General features: G+C 70.6%; 20 protein-coding genes. 12 read left to right on the forward strand and 8 right to left on the reverse strand.

Translation table 11 applies throughout. The features are described from left to right. Window positions 1-44: 44 nt before the first annotated feature. Entirely contained in the window at window positions 45-1079 is a 1035-nt protein-coding gene (locus tag HLH27_RS13305; RefSeq protein ID WP_182950520.1) for a cysteine synthase A, read from the forward strand. Window positions 1080-1125: 46 nt separating this feature from the next. On the opposite strand, the gene HLH27_RS13310 is transcribed toward HLH27_RS13305, so the two are convergent. Both HLH27_RS13310 and HLH27_RS17245 read right to left on the reverse strand, forming a co-directional pair. After that, window positions 1126-2409, reverse strand: coding sequence for an MFS transporter (locus tag HLH27_RS13310; RefSeq protein WP_338029911.1), 1284 nt, complete (start codon window positions 2407-2409; stop codon window positions 1126-1128). A gap of 37 nt (window positions 2410-2446) precedes the next feature. After that, entirely contained in the window at window positions 2447-3223 is a 777-nt protein-coding gene (locus HLH27_RS17245; protein ID WP_182950521.1) for a PRC-barrel domain-containing protein, read from the reverse strand. A gap of 148 nt (window positions 3224-3371) precedes the next feature. On the opposite strand from HLH27_RS17245, the gene HLH27_RS13320 reads away from it, so the two are divergent. The 6 genes from HLH27_RS13320 to HLH27_RS13345 all read left to right on the forward strand — a co-directional run bounded on the left by HLH27_RS13320 (window position 3372) and on the right by HLH27_RS13345 (window position 9805). Beyond that, a complete protein-coding gene (locus HLH27_RS13320; RefSeq protein WP_182950522.1) occupies window positions 3372-4094 on the forward strand; it encodes a response regulator in 723 nt (240 codons plus the stop codon). A 42-nt stretch (window positions 4095-4136) separates the two neighbouring features. After that, the gene (locus tag HLH27_RS13325) at window positions 4137-5588 is read left to right on the forward strand and encodes an ATP-binding protein (protein WP_182950523.1); all 1452 of its coding nucleotides are present in this window, start codon (window positions 4137-4139) and stop codon (window positions 5586-5588) included. A 200-nt stretch (window positions 5589-5788) separates the two neighbouring features. After that, entirely contained in the window at window positions 5789-6367 is a 579-nt protein-coding gene (locus HLH27_RS13330; protein WP_182950524.1) for a YqaA family protein, read from the forward strand. Window positions 6368-6461: 94 nt separating this feature from the next. Then, complete coding sequence (locus HLH27_RS13335) at window positions 6462-7451, forward strand: SDR family oxidoreductase (RefSeq protein WP_182950525.1); 990 nt, start codon at window positions 6462-6464, stop codon at window positions 7449-7451. 100 nt (window positions 7452-7551) lie between these two features. Beyond that, a complete protein-coding gene (locus tag HLH27_RS13340; RefSeq protein WP_182950526.1) occupies window positions 7552-8418 on the forward strand; it encodes an ABC transporter ATP-binding protein in 867 nt (288 codons plus the stop codon). Window positions 8419-8425: 7 nt separating this feature from the next. Beyond that, window positions 8426-9805 (forward strand): hypothetical protein, encoded by a 1380-nt coding sequence (locus tag HLH27_RS13345; protein WP_182950527.1) that lies wholly within the window; start codon window positions 8426-8428, stop codon window positions 9803-9805. A 55-nt stretch (window positions 9806-9860) separates the two neighbouring features. Here the strand turns inward: HLH27_RS13345 and HLH27_RS17100 are convergent, their stop codons facing one another. Beyond that, window positions 9861-10175, reverse strand: a complete 315-nt coding sequence (locus HLH27_RS17100) for a hypothetical protein (protein WP_246375883.1) — start codon at window positions 10173-10175, stop codon at window positions 9861-9863. A 177-nt stretch (window positions 10176-10352) separates the two neighbouring features. On the opposite strand from HLH27_RS17100, the gene HLH27_RS17105 reads away from it, so the two are divergent. Beyond that, a complete protein-coding gene (locus tag HLH27_RS17105; protein ID WP_246375884.1) occupies window positions 10353-10724 on the forward strand; it encodes a hypothetical protein in 372 nt (123 codons plus the stop codon). A gap of 49 nt (window positions 10725-10773) precedes the next feature. Here HLH27_RS17105 and HLH27_RS13355 read toward each other — a convergent pair whose 3' ends face one another. After that, on the reverse strand, window positions 10774-11166 hold the full coding sequence (locus tag HLH27_RS13355) for a hypothetical protein (protein WP_182950529.1): 393 nt from the start codon (window positions 11164-11166) through the stop codon (window positions 10774-10776). A gap of 152 nt (window positions 11167-11318) precedes the next feature. Here HLH27_RS13355 and HLH27_RS13360 point away from each other — a divergent pair, with 152 nt between their 5' ends. After that, window positions 11319-12221: a CPBP family intramembrane glutamic endopeptidase gene (locus HLH27_RS13360; RefSeq protein WP_182950530.1), complete on the forward strand. Its 903-nt coding sequence runs from the start codon at window positions 11319-11321 to the stop codon at window positions 12219-12221. Window positions 12222-12300: 79 nt separating this feature from the next. Here the strand turns inward: HLH27_RS13360 and HLH27_RS13365 are convergent, their stop codons facing one another. Further along, window positions 12301-13182, reverse strand: a complete 882-nt coding sequence (locus HLH27_RS13365; RefSeq protein ID WP_338029912.1) for a 4-(cytidine 5'-diphospho)-2-C-methyl-D-erythritol kinase — start codon at window positions 13180-13182, stop codon at window positions 12301-12303. Between the two features lie 7 nt (window positions 13183-13189). After that, window positions 13190-14974: a tetratricopeptide repeat protein gene (locus HLH27_RS13370; protein WP_182950531.1), complete on the reverse strand. Its 1785-nt coding sequence runs from the start codon at window positions 14972-14974 to the stop codon at window positions 13190-13192. Window positions 14975-15073: 99 nt separating this feature from the next. Here HLH27_RS13370 and HLH27_RS13375 point away from each other — a divergent pair, with 99 nt between their 5' ends. Together HLH27_RS13375 and HLH27_RS13380 are read left to right on the forward strand one after the other, a co-directional pair. After that, entirely contained in the window at window positions 15074-15943 is an 870-nt protein-coding gene (locus HLH27_RS13375) for a uracil-DNA glycosylase (RefSeq protein WP_182950532.1), read from the forward strand. A 214-nt stretch (window positions 15944-16157) separates the two neighbouring features. Next, window positions 16158-18149, forward strand: a complete 1992-nt coding sequence (locus HLH27_RS13380; protein ID WP_182950533.1) for a lytic transglycosylase domain-containing protein — start codon at window positions 16158-16160, stop codon at window positions 18147-18149. Window positions 18150-18315: 166 nt separating this feature from the next. Here HLH27_RS13380 and HLH27_RS13385 read toward each other — a convergent pair whose 3' ends face one another. After that, window positions 18316-19605, reverse strand: coding sequence for a hemolysin family protein (locus tag HLH27_RS13385; RefSeq protein ID WP_182950534.1), 1290 nt, complete (start codon window positions 19603-19605; stop codon window positions 18316-18318). A gap of 154 nt (window positions 19606-19759) precedes the next feature. Further along, a complete protein-coding gene (gene hpnH, locus HLH27_RS13390) occupies window positions 19760-20941 on the reverse strand; it encodes an adenosyl-hopene transferase HpnH (protein WP_182950535.1) in 1182 nt (393 codons plus the stop codon). Between the two features lie 396 nt (window positions 20942-21337). Between hpnH and HLH27_RS13395 the strand changes: the two genes are divergently transcribed. Then, on the forward strand, window positions 21338-21557 hold a 220-nt coding region (locus HLH27_RS13395; protein WP_182950536.1), incomplete at its 3' end, for a 1-deoxy-D-xylulose-5-phosphate synthase N-terminal domain-containing protein.

Consider the following 21557-nt stretch of genomic DNA (forward strand, 5'->3'; position numbering starts at 1 on the left):
GCGGCCACCAGCCGCCACGCACGTTGCGGAGAAGGTGCTGCGTTATGGGCCAAAGTGCAAATCCCGCCCCCCCCGGCTGGACGACCTCGTCCACCGACATGACGGCCGCGATCGGCCACACGCCGCTGATTCGCCTGCGGCGCGCGTCGGAACTGACGGGGTGCGAGATCCTGGGCAAGGCGGAATTCATGAATCCCGGCGGCTCGGTCAAGGACCGCGCCGCGCTGGCGATCATCGACGATGCCGAGCGGCGCGGCGTGCTGAAGCCCGGCGGCACGGTGGTCGAAGGCACGGCCGGCAATACCGGAATCGGCCTGACGCTGGTGGCCAACGCGCGCGGCTACCGCTCGGTGATCGTGATGCCGGAGACCCAGAGCCAGGAGAAGATCGACTTCCTGCGCATGATCGGCGCCGACCTGCGCCTGGTGCCCGCCAAGCCGTTCCGCGACCCGGGTAATTACGTCCATGTCTCGCGCCGCCTGGCCGAGGAAACGGGCGCGGTGTGGGCCAACCAGTTCGACAATCTCGCCAACCGCGAAGGCCACCGCGCCACCACGGGCCCCGAGATCTGGACCCAGACGGCGGGCAGGGTCGATGCCTTCACCTGCTCGTGCGGCACCGGCGGCACGCTGGCCGGCATCGCGCTGGGGCTGGAGGATTCCGCCCGCGCCGAGGGCCGCGCCCGCCCGCGCATCGTCCTGGCCGACCCGGAAGGATCGGCCCTGTACGGCTGGGTCAAGTCCGGCGACATGAGCGTCAGCGGCAGCTCGATCACCGAGGGCATCGGCCAGTCCCGCGTCACCGGCAACCTGGAAGGCATCGCGATCGACGACGCCGAGCGCATCCCCGATGCCGAGGCGCTGGAGCTGATCTACGAACTGCTGATCCACGAGGGCCTGTCGATCGGCGGCTCCTCGGGCATCAACGTGGCGGCGGCCATCCGCGTGGCCCGCAGCATGGGCCCCGGCCACACGATCGTCACCATCCTGTCCGACGGCGGCAGCCGCTACCAGTCCAAGCTGTTCAACCCCGCCTTCCTGCGCGAGAAGAACCTGCCCGTTCCCGCCTGGCTGGCCTGACCGGCCCGCCGCGACCGCCCCGCCGCCGGCCCCCGGCGGCGGGGCGCTACGACACGCAGTCGGCCGCGTCCTTGCCGGCGGCGCCCGCCTTGGCCGGCGCCGCGTCCGGGCCCGACGTATCGCCCATCAGCAGCGCGACCAGCATCACGCAGACCAGCCCCGCCGCGGCCAGGATCAGGAAGGCCAGCGAGGCCGAGCGGTCGGCCACCGTGCCGGCCAGCGTGGTCGAGAAACTGGCCCCCGCCCCCATGGCCAGCCCCAGAATGCCCATGCACATGTTGAACCGGCCGCTGATGCGCGTCAGGTCGGCGGCCACCAGCGGCATCATCACCCCGAACGACGACGAGCTGATTCCGTCCAGCAGCTGGATCGCGATGATCAGATACGGGTTTGTCGTCGTCGCCAGCAGGGCGGCGCGCAGCGGCAGGGCGGCGAACGTCACCAGCATCACCGGCCGGCGCCCGATCGTCTCCGCCAGCCGGCCGATGATCGGCGACAGCGCCGCGCCCACAAGCTGCGGCAGCAGGATGCACGCCGCGATCACGATCTCGGCGATATTGCCCGCATCCTTCGTCACCTGCCCCGCCGCCAGCGACAGGATGCCCGCCGCCGACAGGTGGAAGAAGGCGACGCAGATGGCAAACGCGAACAGCCGCCGGTCGCGCAGCAATTCCCACATCGCCCCCTTGGCGCGGGGCGGCCGCTCGCCCTCGGCCACGGCGGCGGTGTTGATCGAGGCCGGGGCTTCCGCCGGCTCGATCATCATCAGCGCCATCAGCCCCGGCATCGCCAGCGCGGCCCCGAGGAAGAAGGTCGCCTGCGGCGACACCCAATAGCCCACCGCCCCCATCAGCCCCGAGCCGATGGCATTGCCGATGGCGGCGAAGCTGGCATTGCGGCCGAACCGCTCGCCCAGCAGCCCCTTGCCGTCGTCGGGCAGGCGCAGCACCTGCGCCGCCACCACCGCCAGCGTGATCGCGCCGATCGCCGGCGTCAGCGTGCAGCTGGCCAGCCCGTGCAGCACCTCGGCCAGGGCGACGGGCATCTGCTGCGGAAAGATGGCCAGCAGCAGGCACGAGAAGATCACGGCCAGGATCGACAGCGCAGCGACCCGATGCTTGTCGCGCAGCCGGTCGACCAGCATGCCCGCCGGCACCTGGCTGACCATGGCGGTGATCGACCCGATGCTGAGGACAAAGCCGATCTGCCCCTGCGTCCAGTGGGCGCCGGTCAGATACACCGCGATGAACGAGCCGAAAGAAGCCTGCAGATTTCCGACGAAGAAATTGAGCAAATCCAGCCCGCGCTGGCTGTTCCTGGGCAGTTTCACGCAGGGCCGTCCCCGCGCTGGCTCTTGTGGCGCCGGGTCATCGCGCCATGAACCCCGACCGGCCGGCGGCGGCATGCCCGGCAGGCGGCCCGTCCCCTCCCGCCCCCGGCGCGGGGGGCACCAGCGGCGGCGGCACCGGCTGGGGCTCGACCGATACCGGCCCCGGCTCGGCCTCGGCCGGGGCCATCACGGGGGCCACGGGCGCCGCCGCCGGCGCGGGCGGCACCACGGGCGCGGGCGGCGGCGCCTGCACCACCGTCACATCCATCGAGGTCGGGTCGTAGGCGGCGGCCGAGCGCACGCCCGCCCCGTCGATGCGCAGCTTGACCGGGCTCTTTTCCGTCAGCCCGCCCATCGCGAACGCATCCCACGCAATGGCGATGCGGCGGTTGCCCACCCCCAGAAACCCGCCGACATCCACCACGATCGCGGCCGGGTGGCCTTCCTGGTCCAGCAGCACGTCGATCACCTGCCCCACATGGCCGCCATCGGGCGCCACCACGTCGCGGTCGATCAGGCTGCCCAGCCGGTGCGTGGCGGTGGCGGGCCCGGCATGGTCCGGCCGGGGCGGCGGCGGCGCGGCCATCAGCACCGGCGGCGGCGCCGTCAGTTCGGGCAGGTCGCCGGTCGGCATGTCCCGGGCGGGGTTGCCGGCATAGGGCGGCCCCCCGGCCGGTGCCGGCGCCACCTGGTCCGCCGCGCGCACCGCGCCCGGCGACAGGACGAAAAGGGCCGACAGCGCACCGAGCAGGACCGCCGGACGTACGAAACGGCCGGGCGTACGCGCGACCGGGGACAGGGTGGAATGTTCCATCCCCAATCCTGTGCATGAACCGGGCGCTCCTGTCACAGGCTTCCGGCGGGTCCGCCGCGTTTTTTTTCCGAACCCCCGGCCGGGGGCCCGATTGCAACCGAATGAAACACCGGCTGCACGACGCGAAAAAGAGCGGTAGAATGGGGGGATGGAGCCCCTGCCTCATATTCTGGTCGTCGACGACGACCGCGAAATCCGCGATCTTCTCGCCCGTTTCCTCGAACGCAACATGTTCCGCGTCACCACCGCGCGCGATGGGCGCGAAACCCGCAAGGCGTGGCAGGCCGGTCATTACCAGATCGTGGTGCTGGACCTGATGCTGCCCGGCGAAACCGGGCTGGAACTCGCCCGCTGGCTGCGCGAGCAGGCCAACGTGCCCATCGTGATGCTGACGGCGATGGGCGAGGAGACCGACCGCATCATCGGCCTGGAAATGGGCGCCGACGATTACCTGCCCAAGCCCTTCAACCCGCGCGAGTTGCTGGCGCGCATCCGCGCCGTCCTGCGCCGCACGACCGAGGCCGCCACCACCCGCAGCGGCGGCAGCCTGTCGCAATGCCTGTATTTCTCGGGCTGGACGCTGGACGCCACCCGGCGGCGGCTGCTCAACCCCGACGGCGCCGAAGTCGCGCTGACGGGCGGCGAATACGATCTGCTGACGGCATTGCTGGACCGCGCCAACCGGGTGCTGACGCGCGACATGCTGTTCGACCTGCTGCGCGGGCGCCAGGCCGGGCCCTTCGACCGCGCGATCGACGTCGCCATCAGCCGCCTGCGCCGCAAGCTGGAAGATAACGGCCGCAACGCGCAGCTGATCAAGACGGTGCGCGGCGGCGGCTACGTGCTGGCCTCCGACGTCGAACGCCGCTGACGGCCGCGACTCCGATGATCGCCCCCGAATGAATACCACCCGATGAACGCAACCGAGTCCGGCCCGGCGGCCGACATCCCGACCCTCCCCCGCCGCGTGCTCCGCTGGTTCTGGCCCCGGTCGCTGGCCGCCCGCACCAGCCTGGTGCTGATCGTCGGGCTGGGCATCATCGAGGCCATCGGCCTGGGCGTCCACGCGCTGGACCGCATCGATTTCGACCGCCGCATGATCCAGCAGGAAAGCCAGAATCATGTCGGCATGATCTACCGCTCGATCGTCGAGACCCAGCCGCAGGACCGCGAGGCCGAATTGCGGGCCCTGCACCCGCCCCCGACCTTCCACATCGCCCTCACCCCCGGCCCCGACCCCGACATGGTCGAACAGACGGCCGACGACCCGATGGCCCATATGCGCATGGGCCAGCCCCCGTTCGGCCAGCCGCCCTTCGGCCGCCCGCCCCAGAGCCTGCCGCCGCTGCCGCCGCATCTGCGGCCCCGCCAGATCCTGTTCAACGCCCCGCGCGGCGCCCCCCAGCGGGCGGTGGCCTTCCTGCTGCCCGACGAGACGCGGTGGCTGACCATCACCTACACGCTGCGGCCGGCCAACCCGTTCCGCTCCCCCACCTTCCCCACCGCCTTCGCGCTGATGACGGTGGCCGGCGGCGTGCTGATCGTCTGGGGCGTGCGGCGGCTGGTCGCCCCCGTCGGCACCTTGGCGGCGGCGGCCGAGGCCCTGGGCCGCGACGTCAACGCCCCGCCGATGTCCGAGGACGGACCGCTGGAAATCGCCCGCGCGGCACAGGCCTTCAACACCATGGCCAGCCGCATCCGCCGGTTCCTGACCGACCGCACGCTGATGCTGACGGCCATCGGCCACGACCTGCGCACCCCGATCACCCGCCTGAAGCTGCGCGCCGAATTCGTCGAGGACGACGAACTGCGCGGCAAGTTCCTGGCCGACCTCGACGAGTTGGAGGCCATGGTCTCCGCCACCCTCGCCTTCGGCCGCGACACCTCGCGCCGCGAGCCGATGGGCCGGCTGGACCTGACGGCCCTGCTCCAGACCATCCTCGACGAGGCCGCAGAAACCCACCCCGACCAGGCCGACGCGATCGGCTTCGCCGAGCCGCCGCCGACGGTCACGATCGAGGCCCGGCCGGTGGCGCTGAAACGCGCGCTGAACAACCTGATCCAGAACGCCATCCTCTATGGCGGCGGCGCGCGCATCACGCTGGAGGCCCCGCAGGCGGAAAACGAGGGCGAAAGGCTGGTCACGGTCCTGATCGAGGATGACGGCCCCGGCCTGCCGCCCGAGGACCTCAACCGGATGTTCGAGCCGTTCGTCCGCGCCGAGGTCAGTCGCAACCGCGAAACCGGCGGCACCGGCCTGGGCCTGGCCATCGCGCGCAACATCATCTGGGGCCTGGGCGGCGACATCCGCCTGGGCAATCGCACGCCACACGGGCTACGCGCCACAGTCACGCTGGTCTGCTGAGATTGAGCGGAAATGCGCGCCGGTGGCGATCCGACGCGCGTTTCCGGTCAATCTCGGGTTCAATGCCCGCCAGCGGCGTGTCCTCCGCAATATTTTCGGATAATCTTGGAATTCGATACGCTCCCGCTGCGCACGCCGCGCTTGTCGGGCGTTGTGACGGATGGCATTCCGGCCCTGACACCCGACATGGCGGACCGATCATGCTCGACCGACTCTACGCCCGCACTCTCTCCCTGGCCGCCGCCCGCCACGCCCCGCTGTGGCTGGCCGTGATCGCCTTTGCCGAGGCCAGTGTCTTTCCCCTGCCGCCCGACATCCTGCTGGTGCCGATGGTGCTGGCCCATCGCGACCGGGCGTGGGCGCTGGCCGGGCTGTGCACGCTGGCCAGCGTCTGCGGCGCCCTGCTGGGCTGGTATATCGGCAGTGCCCTGCTGGAGCATGTCGCGATGCCGATCATCCATTTCTACCATGCGGAAGCGCGGCTGGTCGCGATGCAGGCCCAGTTCCGCCAATGGGGGGTCGCGATCATCCTCTTCAAGGGGCTGACCCCGATCCCGTTCAAGATCGTCACCATCGCCAGCGGTGCCGCGCATTTTCCGCTGCTGCCCTTCGTGCTGGCCTGTATCGTCACGCGCGGCGCGCGCTTCTTCCTGCTCGCCGCCCTGCTGCGCCGCTTCGGCCCGCCGATCCAGTCCTTCATCGAACGCCGACTGACCCTGGTGGCCGCCCTGTTCGGCGCCGTGCTGGTCGGCGGTTTCGCGGCGCTGAAATATCTGTAGGCCGCACGATCGGGCATGGCCGCCCCGACTTGCGGCGCGCCCGATCCAAGAGCAAACAGGGCACCAGACAGAGTTGCGCAACGGAGCCCGCCCCATGCCTCACCAGATCGCCGTCATTACCGGAGCAGGCGCCGGCATCGGCCGCGCCACCGCGCGCACCCTGGCGCGCGCGGGGTGCGACGTGGCGCTGGTCGGCCGCGACGCGGCCCGGCTGGACGACGCGGCGGCGGAACTGGCGGCGCTGCATATCCGCACCCTTGCCGTCGTCGCCGACGTCACGGACGCCGAGGCGCTGGAACGCGCGGCCGACCAGGTCGAGGACACGCTGGGTCCGATCACCCTGTGGGTCAACTGCGCCGGCGCCGGGGTCAGCGGCCAGCTCGTGGAACTGTCGCCCGAGGAAATCCGCCGCGCGACCGACGTCACCTATCTGGGCACCGTCTTCGGCACCCGCACGGCGCTGATCCGCATGCGCCGGCGCGGCTACGGCACCATCGTCAATCTCGACGCGCTCTCCCTGCCCCGCCCGCTGCGCAGCATCGAAAGCGGCGCCCGGGCGGCGATCCGCGCCTTCACCGAAAGCCTGCGCCCCGAAATCCTGCATGACGGCGACCGCATCCTGCTGTCGCTGGTCAGCCTGCCGGCCATCAATACCCCGCGCTTCGTCTGGACGCGCAACCATACCGGCAAGCGCCTGCGCCCCGCCGGCCCGGTCTTCGAGCCCGAAATCGCGGCCGAGGCCATCAGCCGCGCCGCCTTCGGCCGCCATCGCGACGTCCGGGTCGGCCTGTCGGGCATCGGCCAGCGGGTGGCCGCCCTGCTGGCCCCCGCGCTGCTGGACCGCCGCCAGGCCGTCCACGCCTATCGCCAGCAGCTGGAAAAATACCCCGCCCCCGACGACGCGGCGGACAATCTGTTCGCCCCGGTCCCCGGCGCCCACGGCGCGCACGGCCCGTTCGACCATCTCAGCCGGCGGCGCATGCCGGTGCTGCTGACCACCACCCTGCGCGCGATCCTGACCGGCACCGCACTGGCCGCCGGCATCGGCGCCATCCTCGCCGCCCGGCGGCGACCGGGCGCCTGAGGCCGCGCCTGCCGGCGGCCCCGTTCCCCCGGCACCGCCCGGCTTGACAGAAAATCGTCCGTCGCTGCAACGTTCCGCACTCTTTTCCGAAGCGCGAGCGATGACAGACCAGGCCACGCCAGTTCAGCAAACCCCGGTACAGATCGCCCATCTGCGCAAGGTCCTCGGCGGCCGCGCCGTCCTCGACGATCTCAGCCTGACCCTGCGCGCCGGCGAGATCGCGGCCCTGCTCGGCCCCAACGGCGCGGGCAAGACCACGCTGATCGGCTGCGTGCTCGGCCTGCTCTCGCCCGATGGCGGCAGCGTGCGCCTGTGGGGCGAGGAGGCCGCGTCCCTGCGCGCCGAAACCCGCGCGCGCATCGGCTTCGTGCCGCAGACCATGACCGGCTTCACCTGGTTCCGGGTCGGGGAACTGATGGCCTATCTGGCACAGTACCGCGCCCGCCCCGACGATGCCGAGGACCGGACGTGGGAGGAATGGGCAGCCCTGGACCCCCGCGCGCGGATCAAGACCCTGTCGGGCGGCGAGCGCCAGCGGCTGGCGATCGTGCTGGCCCTGCGCTTCGGCCCCGACCTGATCGTGCTGGACGAGCCCGTCGCCAGCCTGGACCCGCAGGCCCGCTACGATTTCATGCGCCTGCTGCCGGCCTATGCGCGGCGCACCGGGGCCAGCGTGCTGATTTCCTCGCACATCATCTCCGATCTTCAGGATATCGGCGACCGGTTCGTGATGATGCGCCACGGCCGGATCATGCTGGACATGACGGCGCCGGAAATCGCGGCCACCGTCCGCCGCCTGTCCGCCCCGCCCGAGGCCCGCTGGGATGTCGAGGTCATCGCAGACCAGGGGGCGGAGGGCATATGGGTGCGCGGCTGGCACCCGGCACTGGACGAGGCAGCGGCCGGCGCGGGCCACACGATGCTGCCGGGAGACGTCGAGCGGCTGTTCCTGGCCCTGACCCGATGAACGCCCGATGAAAGCCACGCTGCACGCGCTCCGGCTCTATGCCTCGCCGGTCTTCATCCGCGAAAATCCCACGCTGATCTCGGCGGCGGTCTATCTCGTCATCACCGCCGACAGCCTGCGCCATATCCCGGCCGGGCCGTTCACCAGCCTGCACGATATCGGCATGTTCTGGTGGCTGACGCAGCAATCGCTGTTCACCGGCCTGTGCTGCCAGTACTGGCGGCAGGTGCGCTCGCCGCTGTCGCCGATGGTCCCGGGCCTGCTCGCGGCCGAATACCGGGCGATCCACGTCATGCTCGCGCTGGGGCTGGCGCTGCTGGCCGTGCCCGCGGTCATGCGCCACGCGCCCCTGCTGAACGTGCTGGCGCTGGAATCGCTCAATCTCTCGCTCAGCACCGGCAGCGACCTGGCCGGGCCGAAAATCCTGCGGCCGCGCCTGCGCAAGGTCCGCACCGGCATCGTGCTGGTCCTGTTCGTCACCTTCATGATCCCGACGATGCAGGACATGCTGATGCGTGCCCCGTGGTTCGTCGCCCTGGGGCTGCTGGCCGTCACCCTGCCGGCGGCCCTGGTCGAACTGCATCACAGCCCCTTCGCCCATCCCGGCGAGCACGCCCCCGCCGCCCGCCGGCGTCGGCGCAAGCCGCCGGGCGCCGCGACCCTGGCCCTGGTGCGCGCGCTGATGTGGCAGCCGCCGCGCCTGCGCGCGATGCCGCTGCCCAACGGGCTGGCGTCCGGCGCACCGCTGGGCCTGCTCGTGCAGTCGGCGGCGGTCTTGCTGGTGTTCGCGGGCTTCGGCCTGCTGGTCAATGCCATCAGCACCCTGCACGCGCCCACGCTCCAGGATGCGCGCGAGGCCGGTACGACCGCGCTGGGGCAGGTCGTCATGCTCGGCGCGGTGGCGCTGCCCAACTGGATGCTGGCGCGCCGCGACTGGCCGTTCCTGCTGTCGCTCGGCCCGTTCGGCGCGCGGGCCGATTTCGCGCGCGCCCTCTATCGCGCCCATGCCGGCCGCGCGGTGATGGCCGGCATCATCCTGGGCCTGTTCGCCGCCCTGGCCGCCTCCCTGATGGGCGCGGTGCCGCCCCTGCGCGCCCTGGCGGCTGCCCCGGCACTGGCGGCGGTCGTGGTGGGTGGCAGCTACCTGCCCAGCCTCGCCGTGTTCTCGCCCCTGACCAACCGCCTCGGCATCATGCTGCTGCTGTCGATGCTGGGCAGCCTGGTCGGCACCCAGATCTACACCCAGATCCTGTTCGGCAAGACCCCTGTGCCCGACCTGGCCTGGGCCCTGCCCGTGGCGGCCGTCGCCTTCGCGCTGCTGATGGCCCGCCTGGCCCCAAGGGCACTCGCCCGCGCCGACTGGCCCATCGAGCCGCCGGCCCTCTGACAGCCCGGCCGCCCCCGCACACCGGTACCGGGTCGGCACGCATCCGCACGATTCATCAAAAAGTAAGAAAATGCAGATACTGGTCGCGCCGAACGGAAGAACGTGGAATCCCCATAGCCGGGATTTTTTCAAATATTTCGGATTTTTCGGGAAAAATACCGATTTCGTTTCTCATTCCGTCCAGAATCTCGGCTTTTCCATCATCGAGACGTTTCCCAGCCATACCCGCATCCGTTTCCAGCCCGCATTGTTTCCAACCGCCTGCCTGCACCGGGTGATCGAGATCATCCTCACCCGGCCGCGCCAGCGCTTCGTCCTGGAGCGGATCGGATCCCTGTTTGCGCCGCTGGAGGTTTTTCAAAACCGCCATGACGCCATCGCCCGCCTGCGCGCACTCCAGGCCGCAACCCCCGCCGACATGGCATCGCCCGTGGCGCCCACCATCATTCCCCTGTCCATGGACCGCATCGGGGCCCCGAAACGCGCCGGACTGCAAACGGCGCTGACGGCATGGCGGAGGGCAAATCGCCATGCCACGACACGCAACATGGCGAAAATCGCCCAGGATCCCACATTCGGCGGCGGCGGCCTGACATGGATGCCGGGCGGCGACCGCTGCCTGGTCGAGGCCTGGCCCCAGACCTACGAGCGGCACAGCGGCATCTCCTACGAAAAATTCCTGGGCCAGGACATCCGGGACCTGCCCGATGCCGACTACATGATTCCGACGACCCGCGCCTATTTCACGGCCGCCGCCAGCCGGGAACCCCGCCTGGAACTCATCGAGGCCCTCATGACCGGCACCGACGGCGCAAGATTCTGGTGCCGCTACGAACGGCTGGTCCTGCCCTGGCGCACCAGCCCGTCCGACACCTTCATCTGCTCGGTGCCCCTGGTCAGGCTGCTCCGACGCGTCTGAGAGCCTGAGCGTCAATGCGGTCCGGCGGCGATCCGACAGGGCGCGCGCCCTAGCTCGGCAGGCCCGTTCCACCGGTACTGGGGTGCATCATGGCCTGGTGCCGCGTCAGGGCCTGGGCCACGCGCCGCGAATCCTCGGGCGCCAGGGCCAGCCCGACGGGGCCATAGGCCGGATGCTGGAAGGCGATCAGCGATCCCTCGCTCAACGCGTCGGGCTGGACGGCCCAGTTGGTGCGAAAGACCGGCACGACCGGCGCCCCCTCGATCGGCGGCGGCGGCGTGTTCTCGACCATCGCGCTCCGAACCGTCCCGAGGCTGGCAATCAGTTCGCCCAACTGCTCCAGCGTGAAGGCAATCGTCCCCTCCACCCCGCTCCCGTCCAGAAACGCCAGCGTGGCCGTCCGGCGATCGTCGGACAGAGTCACCTGCATGCGCGCGCTCATCCCCACTCCCCCCTCGTCGTTGCGCGCACGATATCACAACCCCCCGGTCTTCCGTCATCCGTCCGCACGCGGGTAGCGTGGTGCATTGCCTCTCTGCCTCTCTGCCCTGTCGTGACGCCAGACGTGCCCCACCATACCGGAGCCCGGAACCCATGCCCTGTCGCCGCCTGCGCCTTCGCGCATGCCTGAATGCGTTGCTCTTCATTCTGGTGGTCGCGGCGATCGCCGCCGCAGTCGGATTCGCAGCGCATATTTTCGCATCGAGACAAAATCATTATCACTTGCCGCCACTCCTGGCAGGCCTCATCGCAAACATCGTTCAGGCCCTGGTCGGGTTGGGCGCTACCGCGATCATGATCCTGCGCCCCGACGGGATCACCCCCGGGGCCACCCGCCGCACACGTTTCCTGCCGGGCGGCAATCTCGCGGATCTCCGCTGGGCGCGGCATATCGTCAGCGGCGTGGCCATAGGCTTTGCCGGCGCGGTGACGCTGATGGGTACAATATGGGTGCTCGGCGGATTCGAGATCACGCTCTCTCCAGAATCCCTCACGTCGCGACTCTTCATCGCTCTTCTGGCCCAGATCGTCCTCTTCGGCTGTGTCGCATTGACGGAGGAGGTCGTCTTTCGCGGCTACATCCAGCGCCAGCTGACGGCAAGCTTCGGTTTTGCAGGCGCCGCAATCACCACGTCATGCCTGTTCGGCGCCGCCCACATGCTGGGCGGAACATCGCTCTGGGGGGCGGTCGAAGCCGGTGCGCTGGGCCTGGCCCTGTGCGCCATGCTTCACCGAACCGGCAGCCTGATGCTGCCTATCGGATTCCACGCAGCCTGGGACTGGACAGAAACCGCGCTGTTCGGCGCCAACGATAGCGGGCATGCCGCAAGCACGGCATTGCTACGCACTGTACCAAGCGGAGCCGACTGGCTGACCGGCGGCACGAACGGACCGGAGGGCAGCATCATATGCATGATACTCTCGGTCGCCATTATCACTGCTTTCAGCATGAAGCCGATGCGCCCCACCGTCCGGCTCGGCTACGGAGGCAATTGACCCACGTCGGACCGCCGGCTCCCCCCGTGCCGCCCAGTTTGTGCCCGTAAACGCGCGTCGGATCGCCACCAGCCCGCGTTTACGGGCACAAACCGCCGGACCAGGTCCACCAGCCTGGTCGCTCCACCGCCGCCTGCGCGTCGTGCGCGGCCTGCGGGGTGTCGAACAGCGCGAAACAGGTCGCACCCGATCCGCTCATGCGCGCCAGCCGGCAGCCGGGCGCGGCTTCCAGCACGTCCAGCACGGTGCGGATCGTGGGGCAGAGGGCACAGGCCGCATCCTGCAAATCGTTGGTCAGGGCTGAAAGATCGCGCACCATCGCCGCCACGTCGGGCCAGGCGGAAGGCAGGGCGGCGGCCGGGGTAAAGACCGGCGCGCGCGACCGGAACACGGCGGGCGTGGAAACCGCCTCGCCGCAATTGACCAGCATCATGCCGCAGGACGGCAGGGCGGGCGCCGGGTCCAGCCGCTCGCCGATGCCGCCCATGCGGGCGGCGCGCTGGTCGATGCACACGGGCACATCGGCCCCAAGCTCGGCCGCCAGCGCCATCAGCCGCTCGCGCGGCACGTTGCCGGGCCAGGCGCGCAGCAGCAGGCGCAGCGCCGCCGCCGCATCGGCCGACCCGCCGCCGATGCCCGAGGCGACGGGCAGCATCTTGTCCAGGACGATATGCAGCGAATCCAGTCGGTCGGTACCGCCCATTTCCGCCCGCAGCAGGCGTGCCGCGCGCAGGATCAGGTTGCTGTCGGCGTCGGCCACCAGCCCGGCGCCGAACGGGCCGGTAATGTCCAGCGAAACCGTGCCGGCCGTCCCATGGCCGGGATGCAGGGCCAGCGTGTCGCCGGCACCGGCGAACACCGCGAGGCTGTCCAGAAGATGATAGCCATCCGGCCGGCGCCCGGTCACATGCAGGTAGAGATTGATCTTCGCGTGGGCGGATTCGTACAGGGTCCCTGTCACGGGCGGTTCAGTCCTTCTTCTGGCCCGACTGTGCCTGAACGGGCGGCTCGACCTGATGGACCGAACGCGCCGCGTCCGCAAGGGCGGCGCTGATTCGCTGCGCGTCGCCCGGATCGCTGGGGGGCAGCCCCTGGGCGAAATGCCACTGGTTCACGGCCTCGCGCAGCCGCCCCGATTCCTGGTAGGCCACGCCGAGATGGTAATTGACCGCCTGGTCCTCGGGCGTCTGTTCCGCCGCGCGCTCCAGCAGTTCCACCCCCTCTGCGACATGCCCCTGCCGCACCAGCGCCCACCCCAGACTGTCGCGGATCGCCGCGTTCTGGGGCTCGAGCGCCACGGCACGGCGCAGCAGCGACTCGGCACGGGGCAACTCGCGCCCTTGCTGCACCAATGAATAGCCCAGGTAATTCATCACCAGCACCTCGCCGGGCGCCAGCGCCAGCGCGCGCTCCAGGTCGGCCTGCGCCTGCGGCCACCGGTCCAGCCGGTCATAGGCCACGGCCCGCCCGAACAGAAGCTGCCAGTCGTCGCCCGTCAGATGCCCCAGCGCCGCGATCGCGCGGGTATAGGAGGCCTCGGCCCCCTGCCAGTCCTGCCGGTCCGATTGCAGGTCGCCCAGCGTCTCCCAGATGCGCGGCTGGTCGGGCTGGGCGGCGGCCAGGCGGCCGAGCGCCGCATTCGCCTCGTCCCACCGCCCGGTAGCCGCATCCAGCCGCGCGAGCTGAAGCTGGATGACGGTGGCCAGCGGGTCGTCCGCCGCCGCGGCAGCCAGCGTATCGCGCGCCGCCGCCGCATGCCCGCCCTCATATTGCAGGGCCGAGAGCATCAGCCGCGCCTGCCCCACCGCCGGGTCCAGCCCCAGCGCGAAGCGCAGCAGCAGCATGCGCATGTCCCGCAGCCCCACATCGTGGGCCAGCCGGCCCGACGGGTCGGGCATCCGCGCCACTTCCTGCCCCACCAGCCCGGAGAGGAAGACATAGGCCTGCGCGATGCCCTGCTTCGGCGTGGCCGGCGGCGCGCGGTCCATCGCCGCCACAATGCCCTGCCGCGACAGCGACAGGCCGGGCGCCCCGGCCAGCAGCCCGTCGACCAGGTGCAGGGCCTGCTCGCGCTGCCCCTGGCCGATCAGCCAGTGCCCCAGCACCAGCACGGTAAACAGGTCGTGGCCCGCCGCCGGGGTGGCCAGGGCCGCGTGCTCGTAGCGCGCCGCCCGGTCGGGCCAGCCGGCCGCCCGCGCGATCAGCGCGGCATGCACGGCATAATATCCCCCCAGGTCGCGGTCGGCCGCCAGCGGCTCCAGCCCGGCCAGCGCGCGCTCGCCCTGCCCGGCGCCCAGCAGGGTCCAGGCCTCCAGCAGCGGGCGGATGGTCGCCAGCAGCGCGTCCTTGCGCGCGCCGTCGTAATGCGCCAGGGCATCGGTCCATTGCGCCGCCCGCACCGCGGCATTGCCCTGCACCAGCTCGGCCAGCGCCTGGCCCGGCAGCCGCGCCGCCAGGGCGACGGCCGAGTCGTCGCCGGCCAGGGCACTATAGAGAAAAGCGCGCCGCAACAGCGCCGGCTGCCCGGGCGCGACCTCCGCGGCCTGGCGGAAGGCGGTCGCGGCCACGGCGTCGTCGCCTTCCAGCGCCGCGACGGTGGCCACCAGGTACGGGCCGTCGAGGCCGACCGGCCACGTGGCCCGCGCACCATCCACGACCGGGGCGGGCTGGCCCGACACCTCCCGCGCATGGAGGAGACCGGCCGGCGCCGCCAGCGCCAGAAGGAACGCGCAAAAAGAGCGGAAACGCTGCATGATGGCGGACCCTACCCCGCGTCGGGTAAACTGCCAAACCCTCTGCCCGCCGGTCTTGACCCGGCCGGCGGACCAACCGCGCGGAAGGCCCCGCAGAGCATGATGGAAGCACTCGCCCTGCTCCGGCTTTATGCCGATTGGGGGGCCGATACCGCGCTGGACGACAGCCCCACGGACTGGCTGGCCCGCCCCGCCGCCCCACCCCCGGCCATGCCCGCCCCGGCCGGCCCGGCCGATGCCGCACGCCCCCCGCCCCCACGCCCCCAGCAGGGCGCCCCCATGCCGGAGCCCCGCCGCACGCCCCCGGCCCGGCCGGCCGCCGGGGCCGAAGACGGCATGCCCCTGCTCGACCGCGCGGTGCAGCAGGCCACCGAAGCCGCCGCCGCCGCGACCACGCTGGCCGAGCTGCATGCCGCCATGGCCGGTTTCGGCGCCTGCGGCCTGCGCGACACCGCGACGCACACCGTGGCGGCGGCCGGCACCGCCCCCGGCCGCCTGCTGCTGATCGGCGAGCCGCCCGACGCGGCCGAGGATCGCGGCGGCACCCCCTTCGCCGGCCCGATGGGCGAATTGCTCGACCGGATGCTGGCCAGCATCGGCCTGGCCCGCGCCGACATGCTGCTGGCCCCGGTCATCCCCTGGCGCCCGCCGGGCGAGCGCCCGCCCTCGGCCGCCGAACTGCGGATCTGCGCGCCGTTCCTGCACCGGCTGATCGTGCTGGCCGCCCCGGCGCGGGTGATCGCCATGGGCAACACCCCCGCCCGGCTGCTGACGGGCGAAAGCACCGGCATCGCCCGCCTGCGCGGCCGCTGGCGCGAGGTCCCGATCCCCGGCCGCGCGGCCCCGATCGCGCTGCTGCCGATGCGCCATCCCTCGCAACTGGGCGCCAGCCCCACCGCCCGGCGCGACGCGTGGAAAGACCTTTTGTTGCTGCGCACAACGCTGGATCACGACAAGGACACAGACTGAAACAGTAAGTAAATCCAGCGCCGAGGAACTTTGGCGGGATTGTGGCGAACACCCGGCTCAATGCGCCTCAATACACGGTTTATTCACCCGCGAATTCTCATCGTAAACGGCAATTTTAACGGCTATTTAACCGCGCCATGCGGAACGCATACTGTGGGCCCGCGTTCGAATATGGTTGCTTTTCCCCACAACAGTCTTTAGAGGCCCGTCGGCCATGCGAGGGACATCACATACACCCCCACAGCGTGCGGTCCGGGCCTTTCTGGCCGGAGCCGCTTTTCTGGCCGGTGCGCTCGGCCCGCTTCGTGCGCCCGGCGCCACGGTGCAGCCGGGTGACGGCCATCCGCAGGGCAGCGACGAGCGGAACGAGGAAACCGCCATGGCGCTGCCACGGATCGCGCCGCCCGGCGGCGGGCCGGTCGGGCTTGCCCGTCCGCTTGCCCCCGACGATGCCGCGCGCGTCCGCCGGATCTTCAGCCTGCAACATGCCGGTTCGTTCGATGCCGCGATCCGGGAAACGGCCGGGCTGCGTGACGACACGCTGCTGGGCGACATCCTGGCCGACCGCTACCTGAACCCCGGCTACCACGCCGCCACCGGCCAGTTGCGCCTGTGGCTGCACACCTATTCCGCGCTGGCCGACGCGCCGGCGATCCATGCGCTGCTGGCCGGCCTGTCGCCGCGCGGCGCCGTGCTGCCCGCCGCGCCCGCCACGGCGACACTGGCGGCCGGCACCGGCGCCGCCCCGGTGCGCCTGCCGGAGGAAGACGACCCGGCCAGCCGGGCCTTCACCCGCAACCCGCTGCTGGACCGCACGGTGCGCGAGCGCGCGGAACAGGGCGCCAAGGGTGCCCGCAGCGCCCTGCACCTGATCCGTATCACGCCCGGCCTCAGCCCCCTCTACGGCGCGCAGTTGCGCGCCGAGGTCGCCATGGCCCTGTTCAGCGCCGGCGATACCGCCCTGGCCCTGAAGACGGGGCAGGACGCCTTCCTCGAATCGGGCGGGCGGATCGGCCTGGCCGGCTATGTCGCCGGCCTGGCCGCCTGGCGCCGTGGCCGCGCCGACACCGCCGCCCCGCTGTTCGAAGGCGCCTCGCGCGCCGAGCTGACGGCCGCCAGCGTCCGCGCCGGCGCCGCCTTCTGGGCGGCCCGCGCGCATCGCAATACCGGCGACCTGGCGGCCTGGCGCCCCTGGCTGCACCGCGCCGCCGCCACCCCGCACACATTCTACGGCCTGCTGGCCGCCCAGCTTCTGGGCCTGCGCCCGACGCAGGCGGCACATTCCCAGGCCGACGGTCCCCGACCAGACGGCGCGCCCGCCGACGGCGCCCGCCTGGCCGACGACCGGGCCATGCTGCATGCCGGCGCCCCGGTGATGGGCGAAATCGACGTGGAAGCCGTGGCGGCAACGCCCGCCGGCCGCCGCGCCTTCGCCCTCCTCCAGGTCGGCGAGACCGCCCGCGCCGAGGCCGCCCTGCGGCGGCTCTGGCCCGATATCCAGGGCGACGCCGCCCTCTGCCGCTCGGTCCAACTGGTGGCCGACGCTGCCGGGCTGAAGGGCCTCTCCACCCAGCTCGCCTCGCTGCTGGCCACCCAGGCCGGCGGCCAGGCCGGCCCGGCCAGCCGCCTGCCGCTGCCACGCCTGGCCCCGGGCCACGGTTTCCGCGTCGACCCGGCGCTGGTCTATGCCCTGACCCGGCTGGAATCGAATTTCGACAGCGGCGCGGTCTCGGGCGCCGGCGCGCATGGGCTGATGCAGCTCATGCCCGTCACCGCCAGCTTCGTGACCGGCCAGACCGGCCGCTTCGTCGCCTCCCCCGCCCTGCTGCACAACCCGGCGGTGAACCTGGAGATCGGACAGCTCTACGTCCTCTACCTGGCCCACCTGACCGAACAGCATGACGAGCACCACCGCACCCCCGGCGGCGATCTGCTGCGCCTGCTGGCCAGCTACAATGCCGGCCCCACCGCCATCGCCCGCCAGGACGATCCGGGCGAGTATGGCGACGACCCGCTGCTGTTCATCGAATGCCTGCCCAGCACCGAAACCCGCGACTACGTCCGCCGCTCGCTGACCTATCTGTGGCTCTACGCCGACCGGATGGGCCTGCCCACGCCGTCGCTGGAAACCCTGGCCCGCAACGAATGGCCCGCCTTCGCCGCCGAACGCGACCTCGCCAGCCACCCCGTCCACACCATCCACTGAGAACCTGACTGGACATGCGCGCTGGTGGCGATCCGACGCCCGCCCGCTGTGCTCCGGTGCTCACGGACACACGACGGGCGCGGCCCTGCGGGCCGCTCTCGCTCGCCAGCCCACATTTCCAGGCAGGTTCGGCCAGGCTGATGCACTGCGGCTTTGTAAACCGCCTCTAATTCTCCGCCAGCACCTGCCGGCTGGCGCGCACCTTCTGCACCCGGCGCTGGTCCATCTCCAGCACCTCGAACAGCCAGCCGGAGAAGGCGATCTTGTCCCCCACTGCCGGCACCCGGCGCAGCAGGGCCAGGATCAGCCCGGCGAGCGTGTGATAGCTGCCCTCGTCCGGCAGGTCGGCCAGCGCCAGCCGGTCCTTCACCTCGTCGGCCGGCATGAACCCGTCCAGGATCAGGATGTCGTCCTGCGCCAGCCGCTCCTTGGGCGTGCTGCCGGGCTCGTGATGCTCGCCCACGATGGCCTCGAACAGGTCCGAGGCCGTCACGATGCCCTCGAACGACCCATACTCGTCCAGCACCACCGCGATCCCCAGCGGGATCGAGCGCATCCGCTCCACCATGTCGAAGGCCGAAAGCGTGTCCGGCACCACCACCGGCTTGCGCAGCACCGATTCGATCGAGACCGGGCGCCCGTCCAGCAGCCGGTCCAGCATGTCCTTGGCCAGGATCACGCCCACCGGATTGTCCACTCCGCCCTCGCAGACCACGATCCGCGAATAGACCGTGTTGCGCAGGGTGCGCCGCAGCTCGTCCTGGCTCGCGCCCCGCTCGATCCAGAACAGCTCGTTGCGCGGGGTCATGATCGCGCGTACCGGCCGGTCCGGCATGCGCAGCAGGCGCTCGATCATGTCGCGCTCCTCCTGCTCCAGCACGCCCGACTGCGCGCCCTCGGCGATATAGGCCTTCAGCTCCTCTTCGGTCAGCGCCTCGCGCGTCGCGGCCTCCACGCCCATCAGGCGCAGCACGAGGTTCGACGACCGCCCCAGCAGCCACACGGCCGGGCGCGTCACCCGCGCCAGCCCTTCCAGCGGCAGCGACAGCCGGGCGGCGATGATTTCGGGATGCCGCAGCGCGATCTGCTTGGGCACCAGCTCGCCCAGAACCAGCATCAGCGAGGTGATCGCCACCACCACGATGGTGATCGACAGCTCGCCGGCAAAGGGGCGCAGGATGGCAAAGCGCGCCAGCCACGGGGTCAGCGCGCCTTCGATCTGCGTGCCGCCGAACGTCCCTTCCAAGATCGAGACGAGCGTGATGCCCACCTGCACGGTCGGCAGGAAGCTCTGCGGATCGTCGGCCAGGCGCAGGGCACGCTCGCTGCCCTTGATGCCGGCCCGCTGCATGATGGTCAGGCGCGCCCGGCGCGCCGAAATCAGGGCCAGTTCCCCCATGGCGAAGACGCCGTTGACGAGAACCAGCAGAAGAATGACGGCAATGGACGTGATCATGATGCCCTCACTCTAATGCGACGATCCAGAAATTCGTAGGCCTGCCCGGAAACAGCCTCACGGAAAAGCGTGCGCGTGGCGATCCGGCCCGGAAATGAAAATGGCGGGGCCTTGCGACCCCGCCATTCGTCATTGTCCAGCCTGTCGGCCGGGATCAGTCGGCGGCGTCGGCCGCGACCGCGGGGGTGTCCACCACGGTCACGCGCGGCGGCTTGGCCGGCTTCTTGGCGGCCGAGATCTCGGCCATGCGGGCATCGACATGCTGGGCGAAGACGTATTCGGCCGGGCGCTGGTTGGCCAGCGAGATCTCCGGCACCATCGGCTTCTCGGTCTCGGGCCCGAACAGCGCGACCTTGGCGATGTGCCAAGGGCGGCGCACGGCATCCATCACGGCCGTCGATTCATAGCCCGAATGAACCATGCAGTCGGCGCATTTCTCGTAATTGCCGGTGCCGTAATCGTCCCACTTGGTGTCGTCCATCAACTCCTGGAACGTCTTGGCATAGCCTTCGCCCAGCAGGTAGCACGGGCGCTGCCAGCCGAAGACGTTGCGCAGCGGCTTGCCCCAGGGCGTGCAGTGATACTGCTCGTTGCCGGCCAGGAAGTTCAGGAAGAGCGGCGACTGCGTGAAGCGCCACTTCTTGCCCTTGCCCAGGCGGAAGACGTCGCGGAAAAGCTGTTTCGTCTTCTGGCGGTTCAGGAAGTGCGCCTGGTCGGGCGCGCGCTCGTAGGCATAGCCGGGGGCGGTCATGATGCCGTCCACGCCCATGGCCATCACCTCGTCGAAGAAGGCGGCGAGGCGCTTGGGGTCGGCCCCGTCGAACACGGTGCAGTTGATCGACAGGCGGAAGCCGCGGGCCTTGGCCTTCTTGATCGCGGCCACGGCGCGCTCGTACACCCCATCCTGGCAGACCGACGAATCATGCATCGCCTGGTCGCCGTCCAGATGCACGTCCCACGAGAAGAAGGGCGACGGCTCGTAATCGTCCATCTTCTTCTCGAGCAGCAGCGCATTGGTGCAGAGATAGACGTATTTCTTGCGCGCGATCAGGCCCCGGACGATTTCCGGCATTTCCTTGTGCAGCAGCGGCTCGCCGCCCGCGACGGCGATGACGGGCGCACCGGCCTCGGTATCCGCGTCCAGGCATTCCTGGACGGTCATGCGCTGGTTCAGGATCGCGGCGGGATAGTCGATCTTGCCGCACCCGGCGCAGGCCAGGTTACACCTGAACAGCGGCTCGAGCATCAGGACAAGCGGATAACGCTTCCGGCCGGTGATGTGCTGCTTAACGACGTAAGCGCCCACCCTGACAGCCTGCATAATAGGAACGGCCATGAACCCTCTGCTCCTGCGCCGGCATGGTGCCGGCCTCTCTCAAATCATGTGACCTGTATTATGGACACGCCCACGCAGCAGATAACAACCCGGCACGAACGTAGCCGTGCACGAAAGACATAGCGAGGTTGCGGACATGCGGCGCCACGCGATCCCGTTCCGGGGGGTATAGGACAGATCGGATCTTATACTCAATTCCCATCACATGCACTGTGACCAAATGACCACAGTGGGGAGGGAGAGTCTGTATTTGCTTCCGCTACGGGAGTAGAAACCGAACTGTAACAGACCGAGGGGCGTTACGATCGCCCGGCTCGGAAACGTCGCAAGAACAGAATGGACCGGACAGGGCCGCCCCCGGCCGATGTCCCGGCAAGCACAACGGACGTGATCGTCATGAACCAGCCCCCTTCCCCCCCTTCCGCCGGCACAGCCGGAACCGCCGGCGCCGCCCAGACGGGCGCCGGGCCTGCGGGGCAGGTGCCGACGAAGGGCCGTTTCCCCATCCTGGACCGCGTGACCACGCCGCGCGACCTGCGCAACCTGTCGGTGGACCAGCTGCGCCAGCTGGCCGAGGAACTGCGGGCCGAGACGGTGGATGCGGTCTCGACCACCG

The organism is Gluconacetobacter takamatsuzukensis, assembly GCF_014174275.1.
Classification (GTDB): domain Bacteria; phylum Pseudomonadota; class Alphaproteobacteria; order Acetobacterales; family Acetobacteraceae; genus Gluconacetobacter; species Gluconacetobacter takamatsuzukensis.

Bases quoted from the DNA above. Each gene is read 5' to 3' on its own strand.
- HLH27_RS13305 (WP_182950520.1), top strand. From the start codon at position 45: ATGGGCCAAAGTGCAAATCCCGCCCCCCCCGGCTGGACGACCTCGTCC.
- HLH27_RS17245 (WP_182950521.1), bottom strand. From the start codon at position 3,223: ATGGAACATTCCACCCTGTCCCCGGTCGCGCGTACGCCCGGCCGTTTC.
- HLH27_RS13320 (WP_182950522.1), top strand. From the start codon at position 3,372: ATGGAGCCCCTGCCTCATATTCTGGTCGTCGACGACGACCGCGAAATC.
- HLH27_RS13325 (WP_182950523.1), top strand. From the start codon at position 4,137: ATGAACGCAACCGAGTCCGGCCCGGCGGCCGACATCCCGACCCTCCCC.
- HLH27_RS13330 (WP_182950524.1), top strand. From the start codon at position 5,789: ATGCTCGACCGACTCTACGCCCGCACTCTCTCCCTGGCCGCCGCCCGC.
- HLH27_RS13335 (WP_182950525.1), top strand. From the start codon at position 6,462: ATGCCTCACCAGATCGCCGTCATTACCGGAGCAGGCGCCGGCATCGGC.
- HLH27_RS13340 (WP_182950526.1), top strand. From the start codon at position 7,552: ATGACAGACCAGGCCACGCCAGTTCAGCAAACCCCGGTACAGATCGCC.
- HLH27_RS13345 (WP_182950527.1), top strand. From the start codon at position 8,426: ATGAAAGCCACGCTGCACGCGCTCCGGCTCTATGCCTCGCCGGTCTTC.
- HLH27_RS17100 (WP_246375883.1), bottom strand. From the start codon at position 10,175: ATGGCGGTTTTGAAAAACCTCCAGCGGCGCAAACAGGGATCCGATCCG.
- HLH27_RS17105 (WP_246375884.1), top strand. From the start codon at position 10,353: ATGGCGAAAATCGCCCAGGATCCCACATTCGGCGGCGGCGGCCTGACA.
- HLH27_RS13355 (WP_182950529.1), bottom strand. From the start codon at position 11,166: ATGAGCGCGCGCATGCAGGTGACTCTGTCCGACGATCGCCGGACGGCC.
- HLH27_RS13360 (WP_182950530.1), top strand. From the start codon at position 11,319: ATGCCCTGTCGCCGCCTGCGCCTTCGCGCATGCCTGAATGCGTTGCTC.
- HLH27_RS13370 (WP_182950531.1), bottom strand. From the start codon at position 14,974: ATGCAGCGTTTCCGCTCTTTTTGCGCGTTCCTTCTGGCGCTGGCGGCG.
- HLH27_RS13375 (WP_182950532.1), top strand. From the start codon at position 15,074: ATGATGGAAGCACTCGCCCTGCTCCGGCTTTATGCCGATTGGGGGGCC.
- HLH27_RS13380 (WP_182950533.1), top strand. From the start codon at position 16,158: ATGCGAGGGACATCACATACACCCCCACAGCGTGCGGTCCGGGCCTTT.
- HLH27_RS13385 (WP_182950534.1), bottom strand. From the start codon at position 19,605: ATGATCACGTCCATTGCCGTCATTCTTCTGCTGGTTCTCGTCAACGGC.
- hpnH (WP_182950535.1), bottom strand. From the start codon at position 20,941: ATGGCCGTTCCTATTATGCAGGCTGTCAGGGTGGGCGCTTACGTCGTT.